At 57.4% G+C, this 20,248-nt stretch carries 13 protein-coding genes; 5 read left to right on the top strand and 8 right to left on the bottom strand.

The features are described 5' to 3' along the window. Positions 1–66 precede the first annotated feature (66 nt). Both OHL22_RS06015 and OHL22_RS06010 read right to left on the bottom strand, forming a co-directional pair. Positions 67–1,725 carry a MutS-related protein gene (locus tag OHL22_RS06015; protein WP_263334328.1) on the bottom strand — a complete coding sequence of 553 codons (1,659 nt, stop codon included), beginning with the start codon at positions 1,723–1,725 and terminating at the stop codon, positions 67–69. Between the two features lie 241 nt (positions 1,726–1,966). Then, on the bottom strand, positions 1,967–3,892 hold the full coding sequence (locus OHL22_RS06010; RefSeq protein ID WP_263334325.1) for an alpha-L-arabinofuranosidase C-terminal domain-containing protein: 1,926 nt from the start codon (positions 3,890–3,892) through the stop codon (positions 1,967–1,969). 320 nt (positions 3,893–4,212) lie between these two features. On the opposite strand from OHL22_RS06010, the gene OHL22_RS06005 reads away from it, so the two are divergent. After that, positions 4,213–6,651: a TonB-dependent receptor gene (locus tag OHL22_RS06005; RefSeq protein ID WP_263334323.1), complete on the top strand. Its 2,439-nt coding sequence runs from the start codon at positions 4,213–4,215 to the stop codon at positions 6,649–6,651. 277 nt (positions 6,652–6,928) lie between these two features. On the opposite strand, the gene OHL22_RS06000 is transcribed toward OHL22_RS06005, so the two are convergent. Further along, entirely contained in the window at positions 6,929–9,109 is a 2,181-nt protein-coding gene (locus OHL22_RS06000; protein WP_263334321.1) for a molybdopterin-containing oxidoreductase family protein, read from the bottom strand. Between the two features lie 32 nt (positions 9,110–9,141). On the opposite strand from OHL22_RS06000, the gene OHL22_RS05995 reads away from it, so the two are divergent. Continuing rightward, a complete protein-coding gene (locus tag OHL22_RS05995) occupies positions 9,142–9,624 on the top strand; it encodes a YybH family protein (RefSeq protein WP_263334319.1) in 483 nt (160 codons plus the stop codon). Positions 9,625–10,382: 758 nt separating this feature from the next. Here the strand turns inward: OHL22_RS05995 and OHL22_RS05990 are convergent. Together OHL22_RS05990 and OHL22_RS05985 are read right to left on the bottom strand one after the other, a co-directional pair. Next, positions 10,383–11,231: a hypothetical protein gene (locus OHL22_RS05990; RefSeq protein WP_263334316.1), complete on the bottom strand. Its 849-nt coding sequence runs from the start codon at positions 11,229–11,231 to the stop codon at positions 10,383–10,385. A gap of 566 nt (positions 11,232–11,797) precedes the next feature. Continuing rightward, complete coding sequence (locus OHL22_RS05985) at positions 11,798–15,211, bottom strand: TonB-dependent receptor (RefSeq protein ID WP_263334314.1); 3,414 nt, start codon at positions 15,209–15,211, stop codon at positions 11,798–11,800. 381 nt (positions 15,212–15,592) lie between these two features. Here OHL22_RS05985 and obgE point away from each other — a divergent pair, with 381 nt between their 5' ends. After that, positions 15,593–16,630: a GTPase ObgE gene (gene obgE / locus OHL22_RS05980; RefSeq protein ID WP_263334312.1), complete on the top strand. Its 1,038-nt coding sequence runs from the start codon at positions 15,593–15,595 to the stop codon at positions 16,628–16,630. 146 nt (positions 16,631–16,776) lie between these two features. Here the strand turns inward: obgE and OHL22_RS05975 are convergent, their stop codons facing one another. Then, positions 16,777–17,721: a LolA-like protein gene (locus OHL22_RS05975; RefSeq protein ID WP_263334309.1), complete on the bottom strand. Its 945-nt coding sequence runs from the start codon at positions 17,719–17,721 to the stop codon at positions 16,777–16,779. Further along, entirely contained in the window at positions 17,718–18,821 is a 1,104-nt protein-coding gene (gene mltG, locus OHL22_RS05970) for an endolytic transglycosylase MltG (protein ID WP_263334306.1), read from the bottom strand. The genes OHL22_RS05975 and mltG overlap by 4 nt, the downstream gene beginning before the upstream one ends. A 197-nt stretch (positions 18,822–19,018) precedes the next feature. Here mltG and ruvX point away from each other — a divergent pair, with 197 nt between their 5' ends. Together ruvX and OHL22_RS05960 are read left to right on the top strand one after the other, a co-directional pair. Further along, the gene (ruvX, locus tag OHL22_RS05965) at positions 19,019–19,468 is read left to right on the top strand and encodes a Holliday junction resolvase RuvX (RefSeq protein ID WP_263334304.1); all 450 of its coding nucleotides are present in this window, start codon (positions 19,019–19,021) and stop codon (positions 19,466–19,468) included. Positions 19,469–19,521: 53 nt separating this feature from the next. After that, positions 19,522–19,647: a hypothetical protein gene (locus tag OHL22_RS05960; protein WP_263334301.1), complete on the top strand. Its 126-nt coding sequence runs from the start codon at positions 19,522–19,524 to the stop codon at positions 19,645–19,647. A gap of 120 nt (positions 19,648–19,767) precedes the next feature. Here OHL22_RS05960 and OHL22_RS05955 read toward each other — a convergent pair whose 3' ends face one another. Next, positions 19,768–20,037, bottom strand: a complete 270-nt coding sequence (locus OHL22_RS05955; protein ID WP_263334299.1) for a hypothetical protein — start codon at positions 20,035–20,037, stop codon at positions 19,768–19,770. Between the last annotated feature and the right edge of the window lie 211 nt (positions 20,038–20,248).

Below are 20,248 nucleotides of genomic sequence, written 5' to 3'. Positions count from 1 at the left end.
GGTAGTAAAACCTGAAGCTGCTACTAGCAACAGGCCACTATTTCGAGCACTCTTGCGCATGGTCTCCTACACGTTCAGGCCGATGAGCCGCATAAGCTCCACTCCATTGCTTTTTGTTACGACACCGTCCCGCAATCGAAAATCGAACTGCATCTTGCCATTCGAAATTGAATCCTGAAAATGCATGTTCTTGATCCAGCCATCACCATTCTCAATTGCGGTGAGCGAAAGATCGTGCGTAGTAAGGATGCCGATCGCACCAGATTGCATCAACTCTCGGATAATGCCCAGCGCGCCAATGAGGCGATCGCTAGAATTTGTTCCCTGTAGCAGTTCATCCAGCAGGAACAGCACCGGCAGACCGTCTTGCCGGGCGAGTTCACATATCTGCTGCAGCCTTTTGATCTCGGCATAGAAGCGAGATGTTCCCTGCGTGAGCGAATCGTTAACCAGCAGACTTGTTCCCACGCGAAGCGGCGTGAGCTGCAACTGCTTCGCTCTTACCGGCGCACCGCACATTGCCAGTACAGTGTTGGTGCCTACAGTGCGCATCAACGTGCTCTTCCCGGACATATTCGAGCCGCTGATCAACAACACCTTTGTATTCCAATCCATCTTCAGGCTGTTTCTGACACACACATGTGAAGGAATAAGCGGATGGCCGATCTCATGCGCCTCGAAGGATGCCGGACCGTCTACAAAGCTCGGAAATGGATCGTCTGGATGCTCATAACTATAGCCTGCGATGGACAGAAGCGCTTCAAACTCTCCCAGAACATCAAGCCACACGCCGACCGCACTCCCGTGATCTGCGCGCCAGCGCTGAACAGCCAATGCCAGTTGCAGGGAGCACATCAATGTCCGGTCCAATATTTTGCCCATGAGACTGTTCAGGCTGTCTTTGTATGACACCAGAGTCCCCAAACCGGCAATTGCATCCGAGGCGGCAATCCTGTGAGACAGCAGATCGCGTTTGATCTCGTTGAGGTACTCCATCTGAAAAGTCTGCTGTTCCAGTTCTCGCAGCAGTGCCGAAAACAGTTTCAGAGTTTCAAATGCTTTGTCGGTTCCTCTTAGGACTGCCGTTATTTGGTTCCTCAGCAAGCGGGCCAAGCACCATTCGGCAAACAGAATTCCAAGCAGAGGCAGGAACAGGCCATAGTTCAGCCAGAGGAATGCTCCGCAGATCGCGAGGATTGCGAGACCCGCAGCCACCCATCGAAGCCACGGGCGCATTGATCCTGAGGATGATCCTGCCCACTCTCTCAGGCCTTCAGGTTTCACGCCTGTTGAAACGTCCTCTCCTGAAACGGCCATTCGTTCCCGAAAATCGAGTTGGTCGCGCAGTTCGGTTACCGCGTGCTGGCGCCGATAGATCGTCTCCAATGGGGCAGGCTTCAGAAGCCATTCCAAAAGGCGCTGCTCGCCCATGCGGGTGCGGGCAACACACAAAAGCTCAAAAAGGCTTCCCTTGCCAACCATGTCCAAATCTCTTGCATACATGCTTGGCTCGATCAACTCCGCAGGCACGACTCTTTCTGTCGTTCGCGGCCAACGATCCTCAATGCGGGCTAAACCTTTGCGATAAACCTCAGCCGCACGAATCGCCGTGGACTTATGCCGCAGCACGCGTTCATGTATGACCGACGTGATAACGAACAGAACAGCGGGGATAACGATCAGCAGTGGGGAACTGTAGTGGTGGTAAAACGATGACCAGGCCATCACCAGGATCGTGAATACCAGGAGTAATTTGACATATCCGAGCGTGAGGTGTCTCGTTTCGAACCTTTCGGCCTCGCCCTCGTGAACGAGCTGTCGTCGCTTGTATTCTTCAGCAGGAGACGTGCGGGATGAAACCATCATCCCCTTCATTTTCTACTACTCAGGTGCCGCGATTCATACGCAGCACCAGCTAAGTACGCTCACGCAGACAGCCCGCATCCTCGCAAACGACCCACTGTTCTCACTTCGTATCGAACTCAATCAGCTCAAACGTATATCCACCCAGCGTGTACTTCACATTGTCTCCCGCAACAGGCAGAGTGCTGGCCACAGGCACAATATGCTTCGGATCATTGATCGTATTCGTATCTACCGGCGACATCGCATGTAAACGCTCCACCTTCGCCGTCGAGCCAACATGACCCACGCCCTTCAGGTCAATCTCAATTGCCTGCGGCGTCGGCGCACCGTTCACAATCTTCAGATACACCTTACCCGTCGCCTTATTCGTCGTCACCGAATAAGCAATCCTCGGCCCAGCACCGCTCAACGAAGACTCCGGCACCTCATTGCCAACATTGCCCGCAAAGAGCGACAGCACGTAGTAGCTAGGCGACCCATACACTGACAGCCCCGTATAGCCAATCAGGTCCGGATGCCACTGCATCCCACCCGGATGGACATTCACCAGCAGCGGCGCATAGCTCGACATGATCACCACATCGCTGTTGCGCTCCACGCCAGTCAGCCACGCCGCATCGCCCAGCGCCGCGCCAAAGTCTCCCGTCGGCGAGCCCTCCATCGTCGCATACTCGCCCATGAAGATCTTAGGCCCATTGCGGTCCGTATTGTCATAGTGGTGTACGTCGTCGAAATACTTCTCCGCGCTCAGATAAAAGTGATCGTCCACCACATCCGGCTTCACGCTCTTCACCGGCGTAGTAGCGATGATCTGAATGTTCGGATACTTCGCCTTGATTGCCTCATAAAACTGCTTGAATCGCCCATCGTAGCTGCCCGATCGGTCAAAGAAGTCCTCATTGCCGACTTCAACAAACGGCACATCAAACGGCTTCGGATGCCCATCCTTCGCGCGCTGCGCGCCCCACTTCGTATCCGTGCTGCCAGTCGCGTATTCAATCTCATCCAGCGCATCCTGCACATACGGTTCCAGATCCTTACCCGGTTCCACATGCTCCTGCTTCATTGAGTACCCGCCATACACCGCCAGCACCCCTTTCATATGCAGGTCTTCGCACCACTCCAGAAATTCGAGAAGCCCCAAACCGTCCGAAGAGTGATAGTTCCACGGGCTCGGATGCGTCGGCCTGTCCACTTGCGGACCAATCGTCTTCTTCCAGTCGTAGCGCTCCTTGATATGGTCGCCTTCAAGATAGTTGCCGCCAGGGAACCGCAGAAACGCCGGATGCATCCCGGCCAGCATCTCCATCATGTCCACGCGGTTGCCATTCTCGCGGTCGTGATACGTCGGCGGAAATACCGACACCAGATCAAACCACAGCGTCGCCGGCTTCGTAACCGTAAGCTCCAGATGATAAGCCTCCGATGCCTCAATCGCCCCCGTATGCAGCGTCACCTTGTACTGCTTCCAATCGCTTCCAATCGCCGGAACCTCAGCCGACGCCACGCTCCTGCCCGTTTTGTTGCTCACCAGGTTCCAGTGCAGCGCCAGATCAGACGCATCGGTCTTCGCATAGATCGACGCGTGATACGTCGTATTAGGTCTCAGCGGATAACCCCAGTACCCCATGTTCCGCACACCCGCCGGCTCCGATGGCGATGCCGAAGTAACCGTCAGCTTCATGCTGTCATTCAGCGCCTCCGACGGTCCCGTGCTCTTGTCCTGATCAAACTTCGCGCCAGCGCTCGCATTCTGCATCACCAGCCAATCCTGCTGGCTCCAGTCCCCATCGCGCAGCGTGCGGTTCTTCACCATCTCCGCATACAGACCGCCGTCATAGGAGTAGTTGATCTCCTCCGTCATCAGCCCATACAGCGTAGGGCTGACACTGTGCAGCGGCTTGTCCACATCAATCGAGAGCGTAGCTGGCTGCGGCGTCTGTCCAACGCCGAATGAAGCCAGAGCAAGTGCAGGCAATAAGACCGGAACATGGCGAAATCGCTTCCAGGCGGACACGTGCGGCATTTCAGGAACCTCGTTTGAGAAAAGGTTTACTCAAAACGCGAGTGTAGTTGCCCCAATCGCCCTTGGCAAGAGTTTCCCGTATCCTGCCGATGATTTCTCTATACTCAGCCGGTTCTGCGTTCTATAGCTCGATGGTGACCGCTGCCTGAAGCTCCGAAGCTGTTCCATTTTTTTTTCTCCGAAAGCGGTACCGATAAAAAGGCTGAACAAAACAAGGTCTCTTGGAATATTTCGATTGAGAGTGCTTATTTTGCATCCATGCGCTCAGAAATGTTTTTTCCATAACAAAAAGACACCGGCACTTTGTGAGGCAATAATCTTTGAAACGGTATGCTCTTATCCTGCTGCTTGGCTCGACGCCTGCCCTCTGTCAATTCAACACCGGTGAACTACGCCTAACCGTCACAGATCCATCCGGTCACGCTGTCCAGGCCAAGGTCCAGCTCGTCAGTGAAGCCAGCCAGTATCGCTATACCTTCACTACCGACTCCCAGGGGAGCCTCGATGCCCGGCGGCTGCCCTACGGCATCTATCAGGTTCAGATCCAGGCGCCATCGTTTGCCGAGGTCTCCGAGTCCATTGACATTCGCTCCGCTCTGCCTGTTGACCGCTCAATCCACCTGCAGGTTGCGCCAGTCTCTCAATCGGTCAGCGTCGATGCCTCCGGTACATTGATCGATCCATACCGTGCAGGCTCAGTCAACGAAATGGGTTTGCAGACTATTCAGAACCGGGTAACCTCCTTGCCCGGCCGTTCCATACAAGACCTCGTCAACTCCGAGCCCGGCTGGCTCTATGAAGGCAATGCGGTTCTTCACCCGCGCGGCTCGGAATATCAGACACAATTTGTAATCGACGGCATTCCCCTCACCGACAACCGTTCTCCCGGTTTCGGGCCTGAGATCGATGCAGACCGTCTCCAGTCCATGACTGTCTACACCGCAGGCATTCCCGCCGAATATGGCCTCAAGATGGGCGGCATAGTTGCAGTCAACACCCTGCGAAATGAAGATCCAGGCTTCCACGGCCAGCTCACCCTGCTGGGTGGTTCGTACGCCACAGGCGGCATCGATACGCAGGATCAATACACGTGGAAAGGCAATACGCTCGGCATAAGCGCTTCCGGAGACATGACCGGTCACTACCTCAACCCTGTGGTTCCGCAGAATTACACCAACAACGGAACAACCGGCAATTTTTCGTTGAACTACGAGCGGCAGTTCACGCCCCAAGATCATCTCACGGCGATTGTTCGTCATGAGCTCGCGCGTTACGAAATTCCGAACGAGCTCGTACAACAAAACGGCGCATATCTGCCCAATTCAGATAACACCGTAGGCTGCCCAAACGGCCCCATCGGTCAAGAGCCCGGCGATTGCGTCTTTGTCCCCGGCGGTCAACTCCAGACCAGCGACGATTTCGAAACAATGGGCAGCATCTCCTACGAGCACATATTCTCCCCCAATGCGATGGGAGAGCTGCGAGGAATGGCCCGGGATAACTCAAACGACTTCTATTCCAATCCCAATTCCTGGCCAGTCATTGCCACGCAACACAACGACTTCAAAGAGATTTTTTTCAATGGCAGCGTATCCATCGACCGTCGTAACCAGGAGTGGAAGGCTGGCGTTGAATCGGGCGCAAAATTTTTAAATGAAGATTTCAGCTATGTAATTCCCGATTGCCGAGATCCCTCGGATGAGCAATGCCCAATCAATCTCGGCATCATCGACGCCGCGGCAACGAGCTTTGCCTTCACTGGCAACCGCCCAGACCTCGAACAGTCAGCTTACATTCAAGACGCCATTCGCTTCCGCCGGTGGGAGATCGATGCAGGCCTTCGCTGGGATCACTATCAGCTCCTGGCCAACCAGAACGCCGTCAGTCCGCGCCTTGCCATCTCGCGTTACTTCCCCTCCGCCGGCCTGAAGCTGCATGCTTCCTATGATCGAATCTTCCAGACACCCTCTTTCGAAAACATTCTCCTGTCCAGCTCCCCGGCAGCTCAGGCCCTCGACACCACGGTTCCCATCCTGCAGTTGCCGCTTAAGCCTTCGCATGGCAGCTACTACGAGCTCGGAGCGACCAAAGCCTTGTTCGGCAAACTGCGGCTTGACGCAAACATGTTTCGCCGCGACGTAAACAATTACGCTGACGACTCACAGATCCTCAGCACTGGCATCAGCTTTCCCATCTCATTCGACAAAGCCGTGCTCTACGGAGCCGAGGGCAAGCTTGAAGTGCAGCAGTGGGGCAAATTCTCCGGCTTTGCCAGTTACTCCTACATCGTCGGCAATGCCTGGTATCCAGTCACTGGCGGCCTGTTCCTTGGTGGTGATGCTACCGATGCAACGAGTCAGCTCACAGGCCACTTCCCCGACTCTCAAGACCAGCGAAACTCCGTGCGCGATCGTATCCGGTATCAGGTCAACTCACGCCTATGGATAGCTCTGGGCACCGACTACAACAGTGGACTTCCGTTCGAGGCAGATTTGACTCCGCAGCAATACGCTACGGAATACGGCCAGACAGTGGTAAATCATCTCAACTTCGATCGCGGTCGCATCAACCCTTACTTCACCCAAAATGCTTCCGTAAGCGCCGACCTGTACAAGCGCGAAAATGTGTCGCTGCGCCTGCAGGCCGACGGAGAAAACCTCAGCAACACCCTTGAGCTAATAGACTTCGGAGGCCTCTTCTCCGGCAACGCAATCGGCCCCGGCCGCCAATACAACCTGCGCCTCGTGACAACCTTCTAGCAAACGCCAGGCTATTTTGCCCGGGTTTGAGGCCTTTACCGTTGTTCTTGCTTTTCTGTCTGTCATTCCCATAGGGGATAGGCTTTTCAAAATGCGCCAACGGCGCATTTCATACCAGCCCAGGGCAAAATAGCCCCGGCGAACCGCAAGGTTCACCGGGCATGACGCCCTGGGTTTGAAGCCAAAATCCACCTCACGCGGGCTGAAGGCCCGCCTCATCATAAGGATCACAAAAGCTCGCACCAACAGCCTGGTCACTGTCCACTGCTCACCCGTTTCAAGCCTTCGCCACTTCCACCAGGGTCGAGTAAAACGTAGGCGCGCGCCCAAGATCGGTTAGCCGCTCACTCGTCAGCACATTCACATTCTGCCCGCCGGGGCTGAACTTCGCCCAATCCAACTTGCCCGCAACTACCCCCGCTGGAATGCGATCGCTGATCCGCGCCGTCAACTCAATGCTGCCGCGATCGTTCCAGATGCGTACCGTGTCGCCGTCCGCAATGCCGCGTGGCACGGCATCCTCCGCGCGCATTTCGAGACCGTGTTCCGTCCTCGCTTCCATCCTGCGATGGCTGTCGAGATTCGCAAACGTCGTGTTCATGAAGTTGTCCGCCTTGCGCGGCAAAAACTCCAGCGGATATTGCTTTGCAGCTTCAGAGAATCGCGATTCCACAGGTGGCACAAATGCCGGCAAAGGATCGGCATTGCCCGCGGCAGCCAGCGCCTCCGAATAAAACTCGATCTTTCCCGTCGGCGTTGGAACCGATCCATGACTGAACGGCAGAAACGGTTTGCCGTTCTCACGCGTAAAGCTCAACTGAATATGCCCCTCGGCAGCAAGCCGCTCGTCGGAAATATCTTCCATCCCCGGATTGCGCGATAACCCATCTTCACCCAGGTTCAATGCCTGCCGGATCATCTCTTCCGCCGTATCGTTGAAACACGGCTCCGTGAACCCCACGCGCCGTGCAAGCTGCGAAAACAGCCACACATTCGATCGCGCCTCGCCCAATGGCTCAATCGCCTTGTGCGAGCGCTGCACAAAGTAGTGCCCATAAGCACCCTGAATATCGTCATGCTCCAGAAACGTGGTCGCAGGCAGTACATAGTCCGCGTAATCTGTCGTATCCGTAAAGAACTGCTCATGCACCACGGTAAAGAGATCGCCACGCTGCATGCCGCGCCGCACATCGTTCTGGTTCGGAGCCACCGCGCCAGGATTCGAGTTATATACAAAAAGCGCATGCACGCGCGGCCCCTCGTCAGGCCCCTCGCCAAGCTGTGAGCCAAGCGAAGTCAGCGCATGCCCTAGCAGCGACATATTCACCACGCGAGCAGGCCTCTTGAGCGGCGAAGCCAGCATCAGATCGGGCCGCTCAATCGTCTTGCTGTTCCACTGAAATGCGCCAGATGTTGAAAGCTGCGCGCCTCCGCCGCGATGCTGCCATGCTCCCGTCAACGCCGGCAGCATGGTAATCGCCCGCACCGCTGCGCCGCCATTCTCCGACCTCTGCACGCCATAGTTCATGCGGATTACGGCAGGCTTCGTCGTCGCGTACTCACAGGCAAATTGCTCGATCTCGGTCACACTTAGCCCGGTCCACGCAGACACTCGTTCGGGCGTGTATTCAGCCGCGCGCGCCGCGAGCTTCGAAAAGCCGTGCGTCATCTCCTTCACATACGCGCGGTCTTCCAGCCCATCGCGCAGGATGATGTGCATCAAGCCCAGCGCCAGCGCCGCATCCGTCCCCGGCCGAACCTGAATATGCCAGTCCGCCAGCGCCGCCGTTCGCGTGCGATACGGATCGATCACAATCAGCCGCGCTCCATCTCGTCGCGCCTGTTCGATAAACGGCCACAGATGGACGTTGTTGCCGTGTACATTCCCGCCCCAGCAGACAATCAGCTTCGAATGCACAAAATCCTGATTGGGCGTCCCAAGCTTTTTGCCATACACCAGCTTCCACGCCTGCCCGCCAGCCTCCGCACAGATCGTGCGATCCAATTGCGAAGCGCCCAGCCGGTGAAAGAACCGTCGGTCCATCGACCCATAGCCAAGCACGCCCATCGTGCCCGCATAGCTATACGGCAGCACCGACTCCGGCCCATATGTGTTGCTGATTTCGCCTAAGCGTCTCGCAATCGCATCCAGCGCTTCGTCCCACGAAATCCGCGCGAACGCCTCATGCTCGCTCCCCTTCGGAAGCTGCCCTTTCGCCACTCCAGGCTTGCGCCGCAACGGATAGAGAATGCGCTGCGGCGAGTAGACGCGATCCAGATACTTCGCAACCTTTCCGCACAAAAATCCCTGCGTCACCGGATGCGACGGATCGCCCTGCATCTTGACCGCCCTGCCTTCCGAATCAACCGTCACAAGCACGCCACAGGAATCAGGACAATCATGCGAGCAAACAGAATGCACGATTCGAAAAGCCTGATTTGCAGCGCTGGTAGCCATAGATTCATTGTAGAGTGACAGCGGAGGAAGTTATGCGGATTCGCAGATTGGTCTGGTTAGCTTTGATTGCAGTACTTACCGTTCCGGCATGGTCTCAGGGTGCAAAAACAGCAGACGACAAAGCAGGCGACAAAGCTGCAATCCACGCAGTCATGGAAGCGCAGGTTGCCGCGTGGAATCGTGGCGATGTGACAGATTTCATGAAGAGCTACGAAGACTCGCCGGAGACTACTTTTGTTGGCGCCGCGTCGGTAAACAAAGGGTTTCAACCGATTTTGTCGCGATACAAAGCGAATTATTCGACAAAAGAGCAGATGGGGAAGCTGACGTTCAAGGATACGGAGATTCGGTTGCTGCCCACTTCGACGGGGGTGGTGGAGTACGCGATCGTGACGGGCAAATTTCATCTGGAGCGGACAGCGAAGGGGGCACAGACGAAGGATGACGGGATCTTCAGCCTGGTGTGGCGCAAGGGGCCGGATGGATGGAAGATTGTGCTGGATCACACGGCCTGAAATTGCTCCACGTGGAGCAATTTTGTTTGAGCGCTGAGATGCCGGAATGTTCCACGTGGAGCAAATTTGGATGTTGATACGGCTTGCGGATGGTGAGGCAAAATTGCTCCTCGTGGAACACTTTTGGGTGAATGGTAACGGGTTTGGCGAGGTTTGTTGGAAATCCTCTGGTTTCAATGTGTTCCAGTTGCGTGGAATTAAGGTCATTTGTGCCTTGTTACAGCGAATGGGGATTTCCTTTTCCGGGCGGCTCTGTGGAGCATTTGTGGAGCAATGAAATAGAGGCTTCCGCGACTCTGAGGAAAAGCTCGGGGCTTAAGTCCCTTTGATCTGAATTGATCTTCAGGGCATGAATGTTCCGGTTATCTCCGGTTCGCGCTTGCGCGCGAAGGTAAAACGGATTTTCTTCGGGAATGACATACAGAAGGCAAGAACAACAGCGAAGATCTTATGGCGGACTACACTAGAATCGTGGCGGCCGATAGACTCCTATCCGCATCGACTCCATGAGGATCGCACGCGCCCGGTGAGGGAATGCATTTGGCCCTTGATCCGGATTCACTGGCATCACTTGCTGCGGAGACGGTGAAGGCTCACGGTCCGCGGCCGAGGGATTTTCAAAATGTGCGATGGCCTCGATTAGTTGCTCATTTCGCTGATCGATCAAACGCGTGGCAATCATATCCATGCTGAGTGAAAACAGAACAGTTATTCCCAAGGTCGCCAGGTACAGGCCGCTGTTGAGCAAGCTTGTCTGGTTACGCTCCACGAATTCCTCCGCCAGCGCGAACCACGCAAATGTAAACAGGAGGACCGAATAAAGAGTGTATCGTGATGGATCGCAGGCCACCAACTCCGGCCGCAGTTACGATAAGGAACAGAATGCAGGAGCATACAGCAGGATTTTTGCGCCAATATCGTTTCCAGGCCAGCCATGCAAAAAATGCGCAGAGAAGCAGACCGAGAATTATGCTTGCTTTATGAAAGCCGAAAGGAAAGCTGGCAACGCCTCCAATGAAGGCGAGAAAGTGCTCCGGACGAAAGGCGAGCACGGCCGTGAAGATCGACTGATGCGGGTGGGTAGAGGGCTGCCACAATTGGTATCGGTAAGCATAGGCGGCCACACAAGTGGCAGAAACCGCAATCCACGCTGCCATGTGTGCAAACCTACGAGCCAGGGCTAGAACAAGCAAACCGATGATGACGAGGAACATTCCGTTGCCGTCTGCGGAAACCGCCAACACGAAACAGGCAAGGGCCCCACAGAATGCTGCGCGTTCGTTTTGCACCAGCAGAGATAAAGCGCTCAGCGAAAATACCAACCCCGCAATGTGCTGCAGTTGAGGCGTGGCGAAGTCAAGCATCTCGGCATACTGGAGCTGAAACACTAGCCAAGAAACCGGAGCGAATAACGCCAAACGCAGACCCAGATTCTCTGTCCGGGGCAAAAACATCCTCCATAGCGGAACTGCCAGGAGCAGCGTCACGCCGCATGCGATGTCGCACAGGATGCGAAAGTCCACATGCCTCGAGAGATAGAACTGCACCAACGCCACCGCATGCAGAAAGAAGAATTTGAATTCGCCATTCTGTGCGCTTAGGAACATTGATGCGCGGGAGGACGCAGTCTTTAGTGTGACGAACCGATTCAGAAATTCGAGTACCGCATCGTAATCGTCACAATCTGGAAGGTTCAACGCCCTTTGAAGCAGGATGGAGCAAAACAGCAAGGGGGGAAATGCGGCTAGAAGCGCTGGGATCAGAATCCCGGGGTGAACCGTCCATGATCGAGGGTGGAGAGTATATCCGCGACTTTCGTCGGCCACTTTCAGTTCCGGAGAAGTGATCACGCCTACGTCCCTCACTCATGCATTCGGTTGATCGCGAGCGCTGGCAGTCGCATCAATCCTAGCAGTTTGGGGCCTCGCTACCACGATCGGCAATCCCGAACTGGAAATAAGTTATGAGCGAAGAAAAACAAGCCAGAGAGTAACATCTGTCATCAATTTCGGGACGCACCCAAGATCTTTCCGGAGGATTGTCCATTCGATTGAGACCGGAGAAGCCAGTTGTGACGAACAACATGGACCTGCGGAGGAATCGAATGGACCTACATAAGAATTCCCGACTGAGCTTTCGCAGTCGAAAGGCATCAGCGCAATTTATTGTTTGCTCAGAAGCGGGTGCGGAGGCCTAGCTCGATTTCCCGGGGGTGGTAGAAGTCGGTGGCGTTGACGTCGAGGGGCTTGCCGAATTCGGGAATCTGGCTAGGCAGGCCCTGGCTGGTGAGGCCGGTAAGGAAGTTGAGAGTGGGCAGACTGCCGGAACTGTCGCCGCGCAGGATGGTGTAGCCGGTGGTTTCGAGCAGGGTGATGTTCTGATGGTTGAAGAGGTTGAAGCTCTGAGCTACCAGTTCGATTTCTCGTTCGTTGCCAACGTAGAAGCGCTTGCCAACGCGAGCGTCGGCGGTCCAGGTCTGGGGATAGCGGTAGCTGTTGCGGCCAATGCCGTAGAGGCGACGGTCGCCTCCAGAGCCGTTGATGCCGGGGCCGATGCCTTGAATGAGTTGGCCCTCTGCACCGTAGAAGGCTGGAATATAGCCGCCGGTGCGCATGGTGAAGGGAAGGCCGCTGCGGTATTGACCTATGGAAGCCAGGGACCAGCCATTGGCGGCCTCTCCGAAAAGATGCTGAAAGCGCCAGGTGGGACGGAACTCGAAAGTGGCGGCGGCGGAGTGGCGGATATCGAGGTTGGAGGTGCCGTATTCCTGACGAAAATCCTGCGGATCGAGAACGTCGTTGACGGCGACCTGGCCGGATTCGTTGGGATTCCAGTCGGTGGCGTGGGCGTAGAGGTAGTGGGCGCGGAAGGTTAGGCCTCGGCCTCCGGTGCGGACTAGCTTGATGAGAGCGGCATCGTAGGTGGAGTTGGCTCGGCTCTCGATGGATGCTAGCTGTTGGTAATTGGGGTTGAGGCGCGCGGCGTAGAAGGGCACGGTGAGCTGCTGAGACTTGATTGGCCCGGCCTGAAGGCTGTCGACTATGCCGTAGGTGATAGTTTGCGGCGCTTGTGATGGATCGATGTTGGTGTCGATTGAGACAGGCAGGCGGCGACCGAGGCTTGCCAGCGCGCTGACGGAGACGGTCCAGTGGCTGGGCAAGGATTGCTCGATGCCGAAGACTGCCTGATCTACTTGCTGGACGTGGAAGTTGCCAGCGAAGGAGACCGCGCCGGGCTTGACTACGGTTTGTGGTGTTTCGGAGAAGACATACGGAAACGGCGGCGCGCCGGTGTCGGTGGGGCGGAAGAAGAAGTCAAGGTCGCCGTTGAGGGAGCCAGTCTGGGTGAGGGCAGCGAGCAGGACAGAGCTGTTGATGCGGCCGTAGTAGAGGCCTGCGCCGAGATGGATAACGGTCTTGTTCCATGGCGACCATGCGATGCCGAGGCGCGGTCCGAAGTTGAGGCCGATGGATGGTAGCTTTTCCGTCATAGGCAGGTCGGAATTGGAGACGCTGGAGATGGGGGGCGGTAGCTGTTGGGTTTCGACGCGGAGGCCTGCGGAGATTGTGAGCTTGCGGGCGAGCTGCCATTGGTCGTTGATGAAGGCGGCCAAGTCGTTGGTGCTGATGCTCCAGTTTGCAGGGCCGATGCGCTGCGAGTACCAGGCGTAGCAGGGCAGGTAGCCGAGGCCTTCGAGGGTAGAGACGCCACTGGCGGAAGCGACGTGGACGCGGCCGGTGGCGTCGCAGTTGTGCTGGGCGCCGAAGGGATTGCCGACGCCGTTGTAGCCGTACTGCTCGAAGCCTGCTGCGTCGGAGATGAAGTTGAGAATGTCGGTATAGGAGTAGGTGCCGTTCTGGTTGTCGAGGGCGTTGACGATGTCGGCGATGTGGTCGGCGCTTAGGCCGATTTTGATGAGGTGCTTGCCGCGGACCCAGCTTAGGGTGTCCTGTGCGGAGAGGCTGTGCTCGTCGGGATCGCTGCCGCGATGAATGCGAGAGGGCTGGCCGAGGATGAATCCATACTTGGAGTCGGCGACGATTTCGGGGAGCTGGCCGAGGGAGTTGGCGAGGAGCGGAGCTTCGAAGGCAGAGGGTGATTGAGGGGTTTCGCTCTGGATGTCGCGGCGGTAGAGCAGGTCGAGTGAGTTGAGCAGGTTTTCAGTGAGGAAGCTGTCGGCTCGGGCGATGGCGAAGGTGTCAGTGGCTTGTGCATTGCCGAAGCTGTGGCTGCCGTAGGTTTCGGAGGTGCGGCTGAGAGCGCTGCCGGGGGCGTTGGAAGCTGCGGCGTTGGCTTCGATGGCGATGTGCTGGCGCTCGGTGGCCTGCCAGTCGATGCGTCCGAAGCCCTGGATTTGCGTGGTGCTGCGGGGTACAGGGCCGAGCAGGTTGGTCATGTTGCCGAGCCAGGTGGAGTAGGTGGAGGCGGCCTCTTCAAGGATGGCTGGCTGCGGGAGATTGAGGCGCGCTGAGAGTACCTGGAGATCGTCGTTGGTGGGCTGGGCGAAGAAGTCGTCCGCGTGACGGACGGTGGCCAGGGCGGGGTTGTGATTGAGGAGGCCGTCGATGGCGGCGAACCAGAAAAGTTTATCGCGCCGGATGTGGCCACCTGCTCCTGCACCGAAGGTCTGGCGGGTATAGGGCGGGGTATAGGGCTCAGGGGTGAATTGGGCGATTTGTGCGCCCGCAGCGGGGGCGGTCTGGACGATCTGCTGGGTGAAGGGGTTTTGCGCGCCCCAGAGATTCTGGCGGTTGAGGTAGAAAGCCTGACCGTGAAGCTGAGTGCTGCCGCGATGGGTGGTGAGGCCTAAGTCGCCCGATCCCGTGCTGTCGCCCTTACGTATGTCTGTGCCGGTGGCGCTTGCGTGGAGTTCCATGGATTCTACGGCGGATGTGCCGATGGGATCTACTTCGTGTCCTTGACCGGAAGCAGTTCGGAAGCTGGGCGGGCTGGCGATGCCGTCGATGGTGCTGCCGGTCTGATAGGCCGATGCTCCGCTGAGCGATAGCGGCTGACGTAGGGGCTCGGGGTTGGCGGCTGTGGTTTCACCGAGCGGGGCGGTGTCGGGCGAACCGGCGGCTGAAGCGGGCTGGGCCGTAGGGGTGATGGCTGCGAAGGATTGCCAGTTACGGGTGGGAACGGGAAGGCTCTGGAGGTCTTCGGCAGGGAGGGTGGTGGAGACGATGGATTCGGTGGGGTCGATGCGTGGCGTGCCGGTGGGCAGCGGCGGCAGAGTCATGATAAGCGCGGCCTGCATGCGGGTGGCGTGGCCGGCGGAGATCAGGATGCCGTCGATGCTGCCCTTGCCGAGCGACGGAACATTGGCTTCGAGGGCGTATTCGCCGGGATTGAGGCTGGTGAAGCGGTAGCTGCCGTTTTTGCCGGTGATGGCTCGGGCGATTTTGCCAGTGACGAGGTTGCGGAGGGTGACGGTGGCCTGCTGCAGCGGGGCGCTGTGGGTGTCAGTGAGCTTGCCGTCGAGTGAGCCGGTGGTTTCGGGTGGATGGGCGGCGAATGAGGATGTTGCCGCAAGAATTGCGAGCAGAGCGCAGGTCAGGTGTCTGGTTCGGAATCGACTGCGGGGCATGTGGTTCCCTTGGACCTGCTGTGGGGTTGCAGATTCAGGGAAAAAGGCGAAGCGACTACGGCCGGGCTGGCTCGATTTATAGCTGTAATTGGCAGGTGCGGGTAGTCACCTGCGAGTATATTCGGGTTTCGGTAGACTGGAAAGAGGATAACTGTGGATCGTGGCGAGTTGGCGAGAGGTTCGCGCTGGCGCGCGAAGGTGAAGCGGGTTTCCTGCGGGAATGACAGATAGAAAAGCAAGAACAACGGCAAGGACGTTAATGACGCGATTTTTTGTGGTTTCCCATTCATTCAGCAAAGAACGCTGAATGAATGGGGCACCCCTAGTTGTGGCAGCGCGGGCAGGAAGACTTTGTTTGTGGTTTGGATTGGATTTTGAGCAATGTTTTTTGATGAAGCAAAGATAACGGTGAAGGCGGGCGATGGAGGAAATGGATGCGTCGCGTTTCGCCGGGAGAAGTTTGTTCCGCGCGGAGGGCCGTCGGGTGGCGATGGCGGACGCGGCGGCGATGTAGTGATGCAGGCCAGCCAACGGCACAATACGCTGATTCATTTCCGGTACAACCCGGAGCACAAGGCGGAGCGCGGGCGGCATGGCGAGGGCTCGAACTGCACGGGGCGCGATGGCGTGTCGGTGACGCTGCAGGTGCCGGTTGGCACGGCGCTGTACGACGCTGAGACGGGCGAGCTGGTACATGATTTTTCGACTCCGGATGAGTCGTTTGTGGTGGCGAAGGGTGGGCGCGGTGGACGCGGAAACCAACATTTTGCGACGCCTACGCATCAGGCTCCGCGCGAGTCGGAACCGGGACGGCCAGGCGAGGAGCGCATCTATCGACTGGAGCTGAAGCTGCTGGCGGATGTGGGGCTGGTGGGCTATCCGAATGCCGGGAAGTCGACGCTGATTTCGAGGATTTCGGCGGCGCGGCCGAAGATTGCGGACTATCCGTTTACGACGCTGGAGCCGCAACTGGGTGTGGTGACGGTGGGCGAGGAGCCGAACACGGAAAGCTACGTGGTGGCGGATATGCCGGGGCTCATCGAAGGCGCGCATCTGGGGACGGGATTGGGAATCCAGTTTTTGCGGCACATTGAGCGGACGCGAGTGCTGCTGCACCTGGTGGATGTGTCGGATGCTTCGGGGCGGCCTGATCCGGTGGAGGACTTCAAGGTCATTAACGCGGAGCTGAAGAGCTTTGGGCATGGATTAGATGAGAAGCCGATGATCGTGGTGGCGTCGAAGATCGATGCGGCGAACCCGGAGAAACTGAAAAAGCTGAAGGCTGCGGCGAAACGGCGGAAGCTGGAGTTTTATGCGATCTCTGCCGTGACAGGTGAGGGGATCGAGGAGCTGAAGTGGGCTCTGGCGAAGCGGGTGCGGGAGACTGTGCCGGTGGAGGCGCCGGAGCCGGCGTTTTAAAGGGGACCAAGGATCGGTGGTTCGGGGTTAAGAGATCAGTAAAGCCGCTCCGGGTCTCAGAAGCGATACCTGGGTGAGCAAGACCTGGGTGCACCCGATTTCGGACGCGAAACTGCGGAATCCAATTCCCCCGCTGTATGACAAGGTCAGTGCAGGTGGGTGACGGGCATACCTTCGGGGATCTTTACCTGGAATTGGTCGTCGGTCAGGGGAGTGTTCTGGTTGACACGTTCAACGGTCATTGAGAGCTGGTACTCCTCCTGCGGGCGCTTCATGACGATGTGGCTTGGATACCTCACGCCATCGAAGTCCCGGTACGCGGAGTAGATGACCTGGGTTTGGATGATTCCGTTGTCGTCGTAAAGGTCCTGTTCGTAAGGCTCGAGATCTTCGCGGCGGAAGGTAACGGTGCGGACCGGATAGAGCTGCTGGCTGCCGGGCTTGAGGCGCTGAATGTTGAGGATGTATTCGGGGTGAAGACGCAGTCGCTTGGTGGCGGGATCTGGCTCGGTTGAGCTGTCTGAGATGACTGAGTAGAGCTCTTCAGGCTGGAGGCCGCGGACTACCATGGCAGTGAAGAACGGACCGGGCCGCAGGTTTTCATACCAGATGGGCGAGGTGCCCTTATTTTCGTTTTCGCCGGTGAAGGCCTTGTTTTTGGGTGGGACGGTCAGGTTAAAGGTCTTGCCGTCACTGCCGAGGTCAAACATGGTGGTTTGGACAAAAGGCAGCTTGCCCTGGATGCGAAGCATCTCCGGCTTCCGCACCAGGATGTAGGCGCGGAAGGACGGGTAATCGGTGGCTTCGCCCTCTTTTTGCTTGAGGTGACTGGCGCGGATGTCGACGGTGGCAGTGAGACTCTGAAATTGTACCCATTTGGCGTTGAGCTGGGCCACAAGGTCGTCGGGTGAGGCGGATTGGACGACTGATGGCGGGATGGGCTGGAGAAGCTTGCGCTTGGAGATGAAGAGGCTGGCGCATCCGGTAACTGCCGGAAGCGTGGTTGCGAGAAGAAACGCGGCAATGCCAACCTGGCAGACTTTTCGCAGGCGGGATTGTTCAGCCCGTTTTGTGATGACGATCCTACTCAATGGGTCTTCGAACTCCCGGAAGCGTTTGCGTTGGCTTCCTTGTTAGCTTCTTTGATGGCTTTTCTGTAGGCGGCGACATTTTTGTTGTGCTCGTCGAGGGTGGCGGCGAAGAGGGATTTGCCTTGTGGGTCGAGTCCGGCGGCTACGAAATAGAGATAGTTGGAGTTCGCGGGGCTCATGGCGGCGCGCAGAGAGGCTGCGCCGGGGTTGGCGATGGGTCCGGGTGGCAGTCCGGTGTGGCGGTAGGTGTTGTATGGGGTGTCCTTGGCTGCGCTGCTGAGGTCGGACTGATAGATGGCGCCGCGCCACTGATTTTTTAACTGCAGGCCGTAGATGACGGCGGGGTCGGTCATAAGCGGCATGTTCTTATCGAGGCGATTGGTGAGGACGCTGGCGACCAATGGGCGCTCGGAGGGGATGGCGGTTTCGCGTTCGACGAGGGAGGCCAGAGTGACGGTGTCGTGGACCGAGCGGGGGCTTTGTTTCAGGCCGATTTGGGCGGCTTCGGTGCGGAATCGGCGCACCATGGCGGAGATGACCTGCGTGGGGGTGACACGGCGCTGGAAGCGGTATGTGTCGGGGAAAAGGTAGCCTTCGAGGCTGGCGGCGTGCGGGTCGAGGTCGGCGATCAGCGGGGTCTCGGTAAGGGTGGCGGCGAGGAATTTTTCCTGGGTAAGGTTGAGAAAGCCGGCCTGGACGAGGCGCTGAGCTATATCAAAGCGCGTGGAGCCCTCGGGGATGGTGACGGCGAGGGTGAAGACGTCTCCGCGGGCGATGCGGGAGTAGACCTCGGGCACCGTGGCGGGTTCGTTGAAGCGGTATTCGCCGGCTTTGAGGGAGCCGTGTTTCCAGAGGCGGACGGCGTCGAAGGCGTAGCGGCTGCGGATGACGCCGGATGACTCCAACTGTGCTGCGATCTGGCGGCTGGTGCTGCCTGGGGCAATTTCCACGAAGACTTCCTGACTTGGACCGGAAGGAGTGAAAACGAACCAAGCCGTCGCACCCATGAGGGCGACTAAGGCAAAGAAAAACAAGAAGATGAGGATGCCTGCCGCGCCGGAACCCTTTTTCTTGCGGCTCGTCCGTCTGCGGGAGACCATCTTTGGAACAAACCCTTCCGCTAGTTAACTCAAGAGATGAGACGCGATTCAGGGCCGCGGGGATTCTCTTCCTTTTGATTGTATCGGTTGAGTTGTGCAATTAGGCCGAACTGGCATGGGCTTTCCGGTACTCTTTTGGGCACGCGGTATGCTTGCGGACAGGGTTGCGCTTTGGTTTTAGGGCGGGGGAGTGAAATTTGGATGAGGCGGCTGTTTCCGGTTCTCAGATCCGCTATTTGGGGCTGGATATTGGGACGAAGAGGATTGGAGTGGCGGTTTCGGATGAACTGGGATTGCTGGCGCAGCCGGTGTTGACGCTGGAACGGAAGCGGAATCCGCGGGAGGATCTGCGATCGCTGGCACGGCTGTGCCGGAGATATGGCTGCGGAGGGATTGTGGCGGGTGATCCGGTGTATCTGCAGTCAGGCGAGGCGAGCGCGCAGACAGAGCGGGCGCGGAAGTTTGCGGCTGAGCTGGGGGAGATGACGGGGCTGCCGGTGACGTTGTGGGATGAGCGGCTGACCAGCCGTGAGGCGCACGAGATTCTGTATCGGGCGGGAAAGAAGCGGCAGGAACATGCGGAAGTGGTGGATCAGGTGGCGGCAGTGTTGATTTTGCAGTCATTTCTGGATGCGAAGCGGGGGTAGGGCCGGATGTTTATTCATGCTATGCTTTCGCCCCAGTGGAAAGGACGTGTGATTTGGCGACGGAAAAGAAGAAGCTGCCGGGTAAGACGAAGCCTCCGACGTTGACGCTGAAGCGGGGGAAGAATCAGCCGATGGATGCGAAGGCGGATGCACCAAAGCCTGTGAAGCCCGCGAAATAATCTAGCTGAAGGCCTGAGCGCCTCGGAGCGATTCTGAAGGCCTGAAATCTCCTGTTACCTTCGATCCGTGCTTAGCACGAATGTGGTCCCAGGTTTCAAATTCGATAGATAAGAAGTGCTTCAGTTTGAAATTCGCTTTTCGTACCTAGCGGCATGATCCGATAGATTCATCTTCATCGCGGCGTCGCGAAGAGCTATCCAAAAATCGTTAGGAACGGGATGTTCATTGGCATACCTCTCAAGGGCATCACAGGCCAGCTCCAGTTCATTGTGTCCAAGAAATTCGTGATATTGGCTTATCGCCTCATGGGTTAATACGCTGTCTGGAAGTACTTGGCGAGCACGCGCAAGATCGTGCTCGATCGAGATCCACAACTCACGCTGATTCATATGCGTCCCCAGTTTGCCAGATTCACAGGGATTCTCTGGTTAGTCTGTCCGGGCAAACAGGATAACCTGCATGTTTGTTTGAGGCTCGGCTGGGAGAATTCTCTCAAGGCGGGTTATTCACGGGACATCGTATAATGATGGTTTCAGGGCCAGGACGCCCAGCTGCTTCGTGGTGTGCATCAGGGGCGGCTTAACCTCAGATTTCGCGGCG

The sequence above is a fragment of the Acidicapsa dinghuensis genome, from assembly GCF_025685685.1.
Classification (GTDB): domain Bacteria; phylum Acidobacteriota; class Terriglobia; order Terriglobales; family Acidobacteriaceae; genus Acidicapsa; species Acidicapsa dinghuensis.
The sequence above is the reverse complement of the archived record's forward strand: the minus strand, read 5'-3'. Positions and strand labels throughout refer to the sequence as shown.

What these genes read in the sequence shown, in the direction of transcription:
- OHL22_RS06015 (WP_263334328.1), bottom strand. Translation starts at nt 1,725, where the DNA reads ATGGCCTGGTCATCGTTTTACCACCACTACAGTTCCCCACTGCTGATC.
- OHL22_RS06010 (WP_263334325.1), bottom strand. Translation starts at nt 3,892, where the DNA reads ATGCCGCACGTGTCCGCCTGGAAGCGATTTCGCCATGTTCCGGTCTTA.
- OHL22_RS06000 (WP_263334321.1), bottom strand. Translation starts at nt 9,109, where the DNA reads ATGGCTACCAGCGCTGCAAATCAGGCTTTTCGAATCGTGCATTCTGTT.
- OHL22_RS05995 (WP_263334319.1), top strand. Translation starts at nt 9,142, where the DNA reads ATGCGGATTCGCAGATTGGTCTGGTTAGCTTTGATTGCAGTACTTACC.
- OHL22_RS05990 (WP_263334316.1), bottom strand. Translation starts at nt 11,231, where the DNA reads ATGTTCCTAAGCGCACAGAATGGCGAATTCAAATTCTTCTTTCTGCAT.
- OHL22_RS05985 (WP_263334314.1), bottom strand. Translation starts at nt 15,211, where the DNA reads ATGCCCCGCAGTCGATTCCGAACCAGACACCTGACCTGCGCTCTGCTC.
- obgE (WP_263334312.1), top strand. Translation starts at nt 15,593, where the DNA reads ATGTTTTTTGATGAAGCAAAGATAACGGTGAAGGCGGGCGATGGAGGA.
- mltG (WP_263334306.1), bottom strand. Translation starts at nt 18,821, where the DNA reads ATGGTCTCCCGCAGACGGACGAGCCGCAAGAAAAAGGGTTCCGGCGCG.
- OHL22_RS05955 (WP_263334299.1), bottom strand. Translation starts at nt 20,037, where the DNA reads ATGAATCAGCGTGAGTTGTGGATCTCGATCGAGCACGATCTTGCGCGT.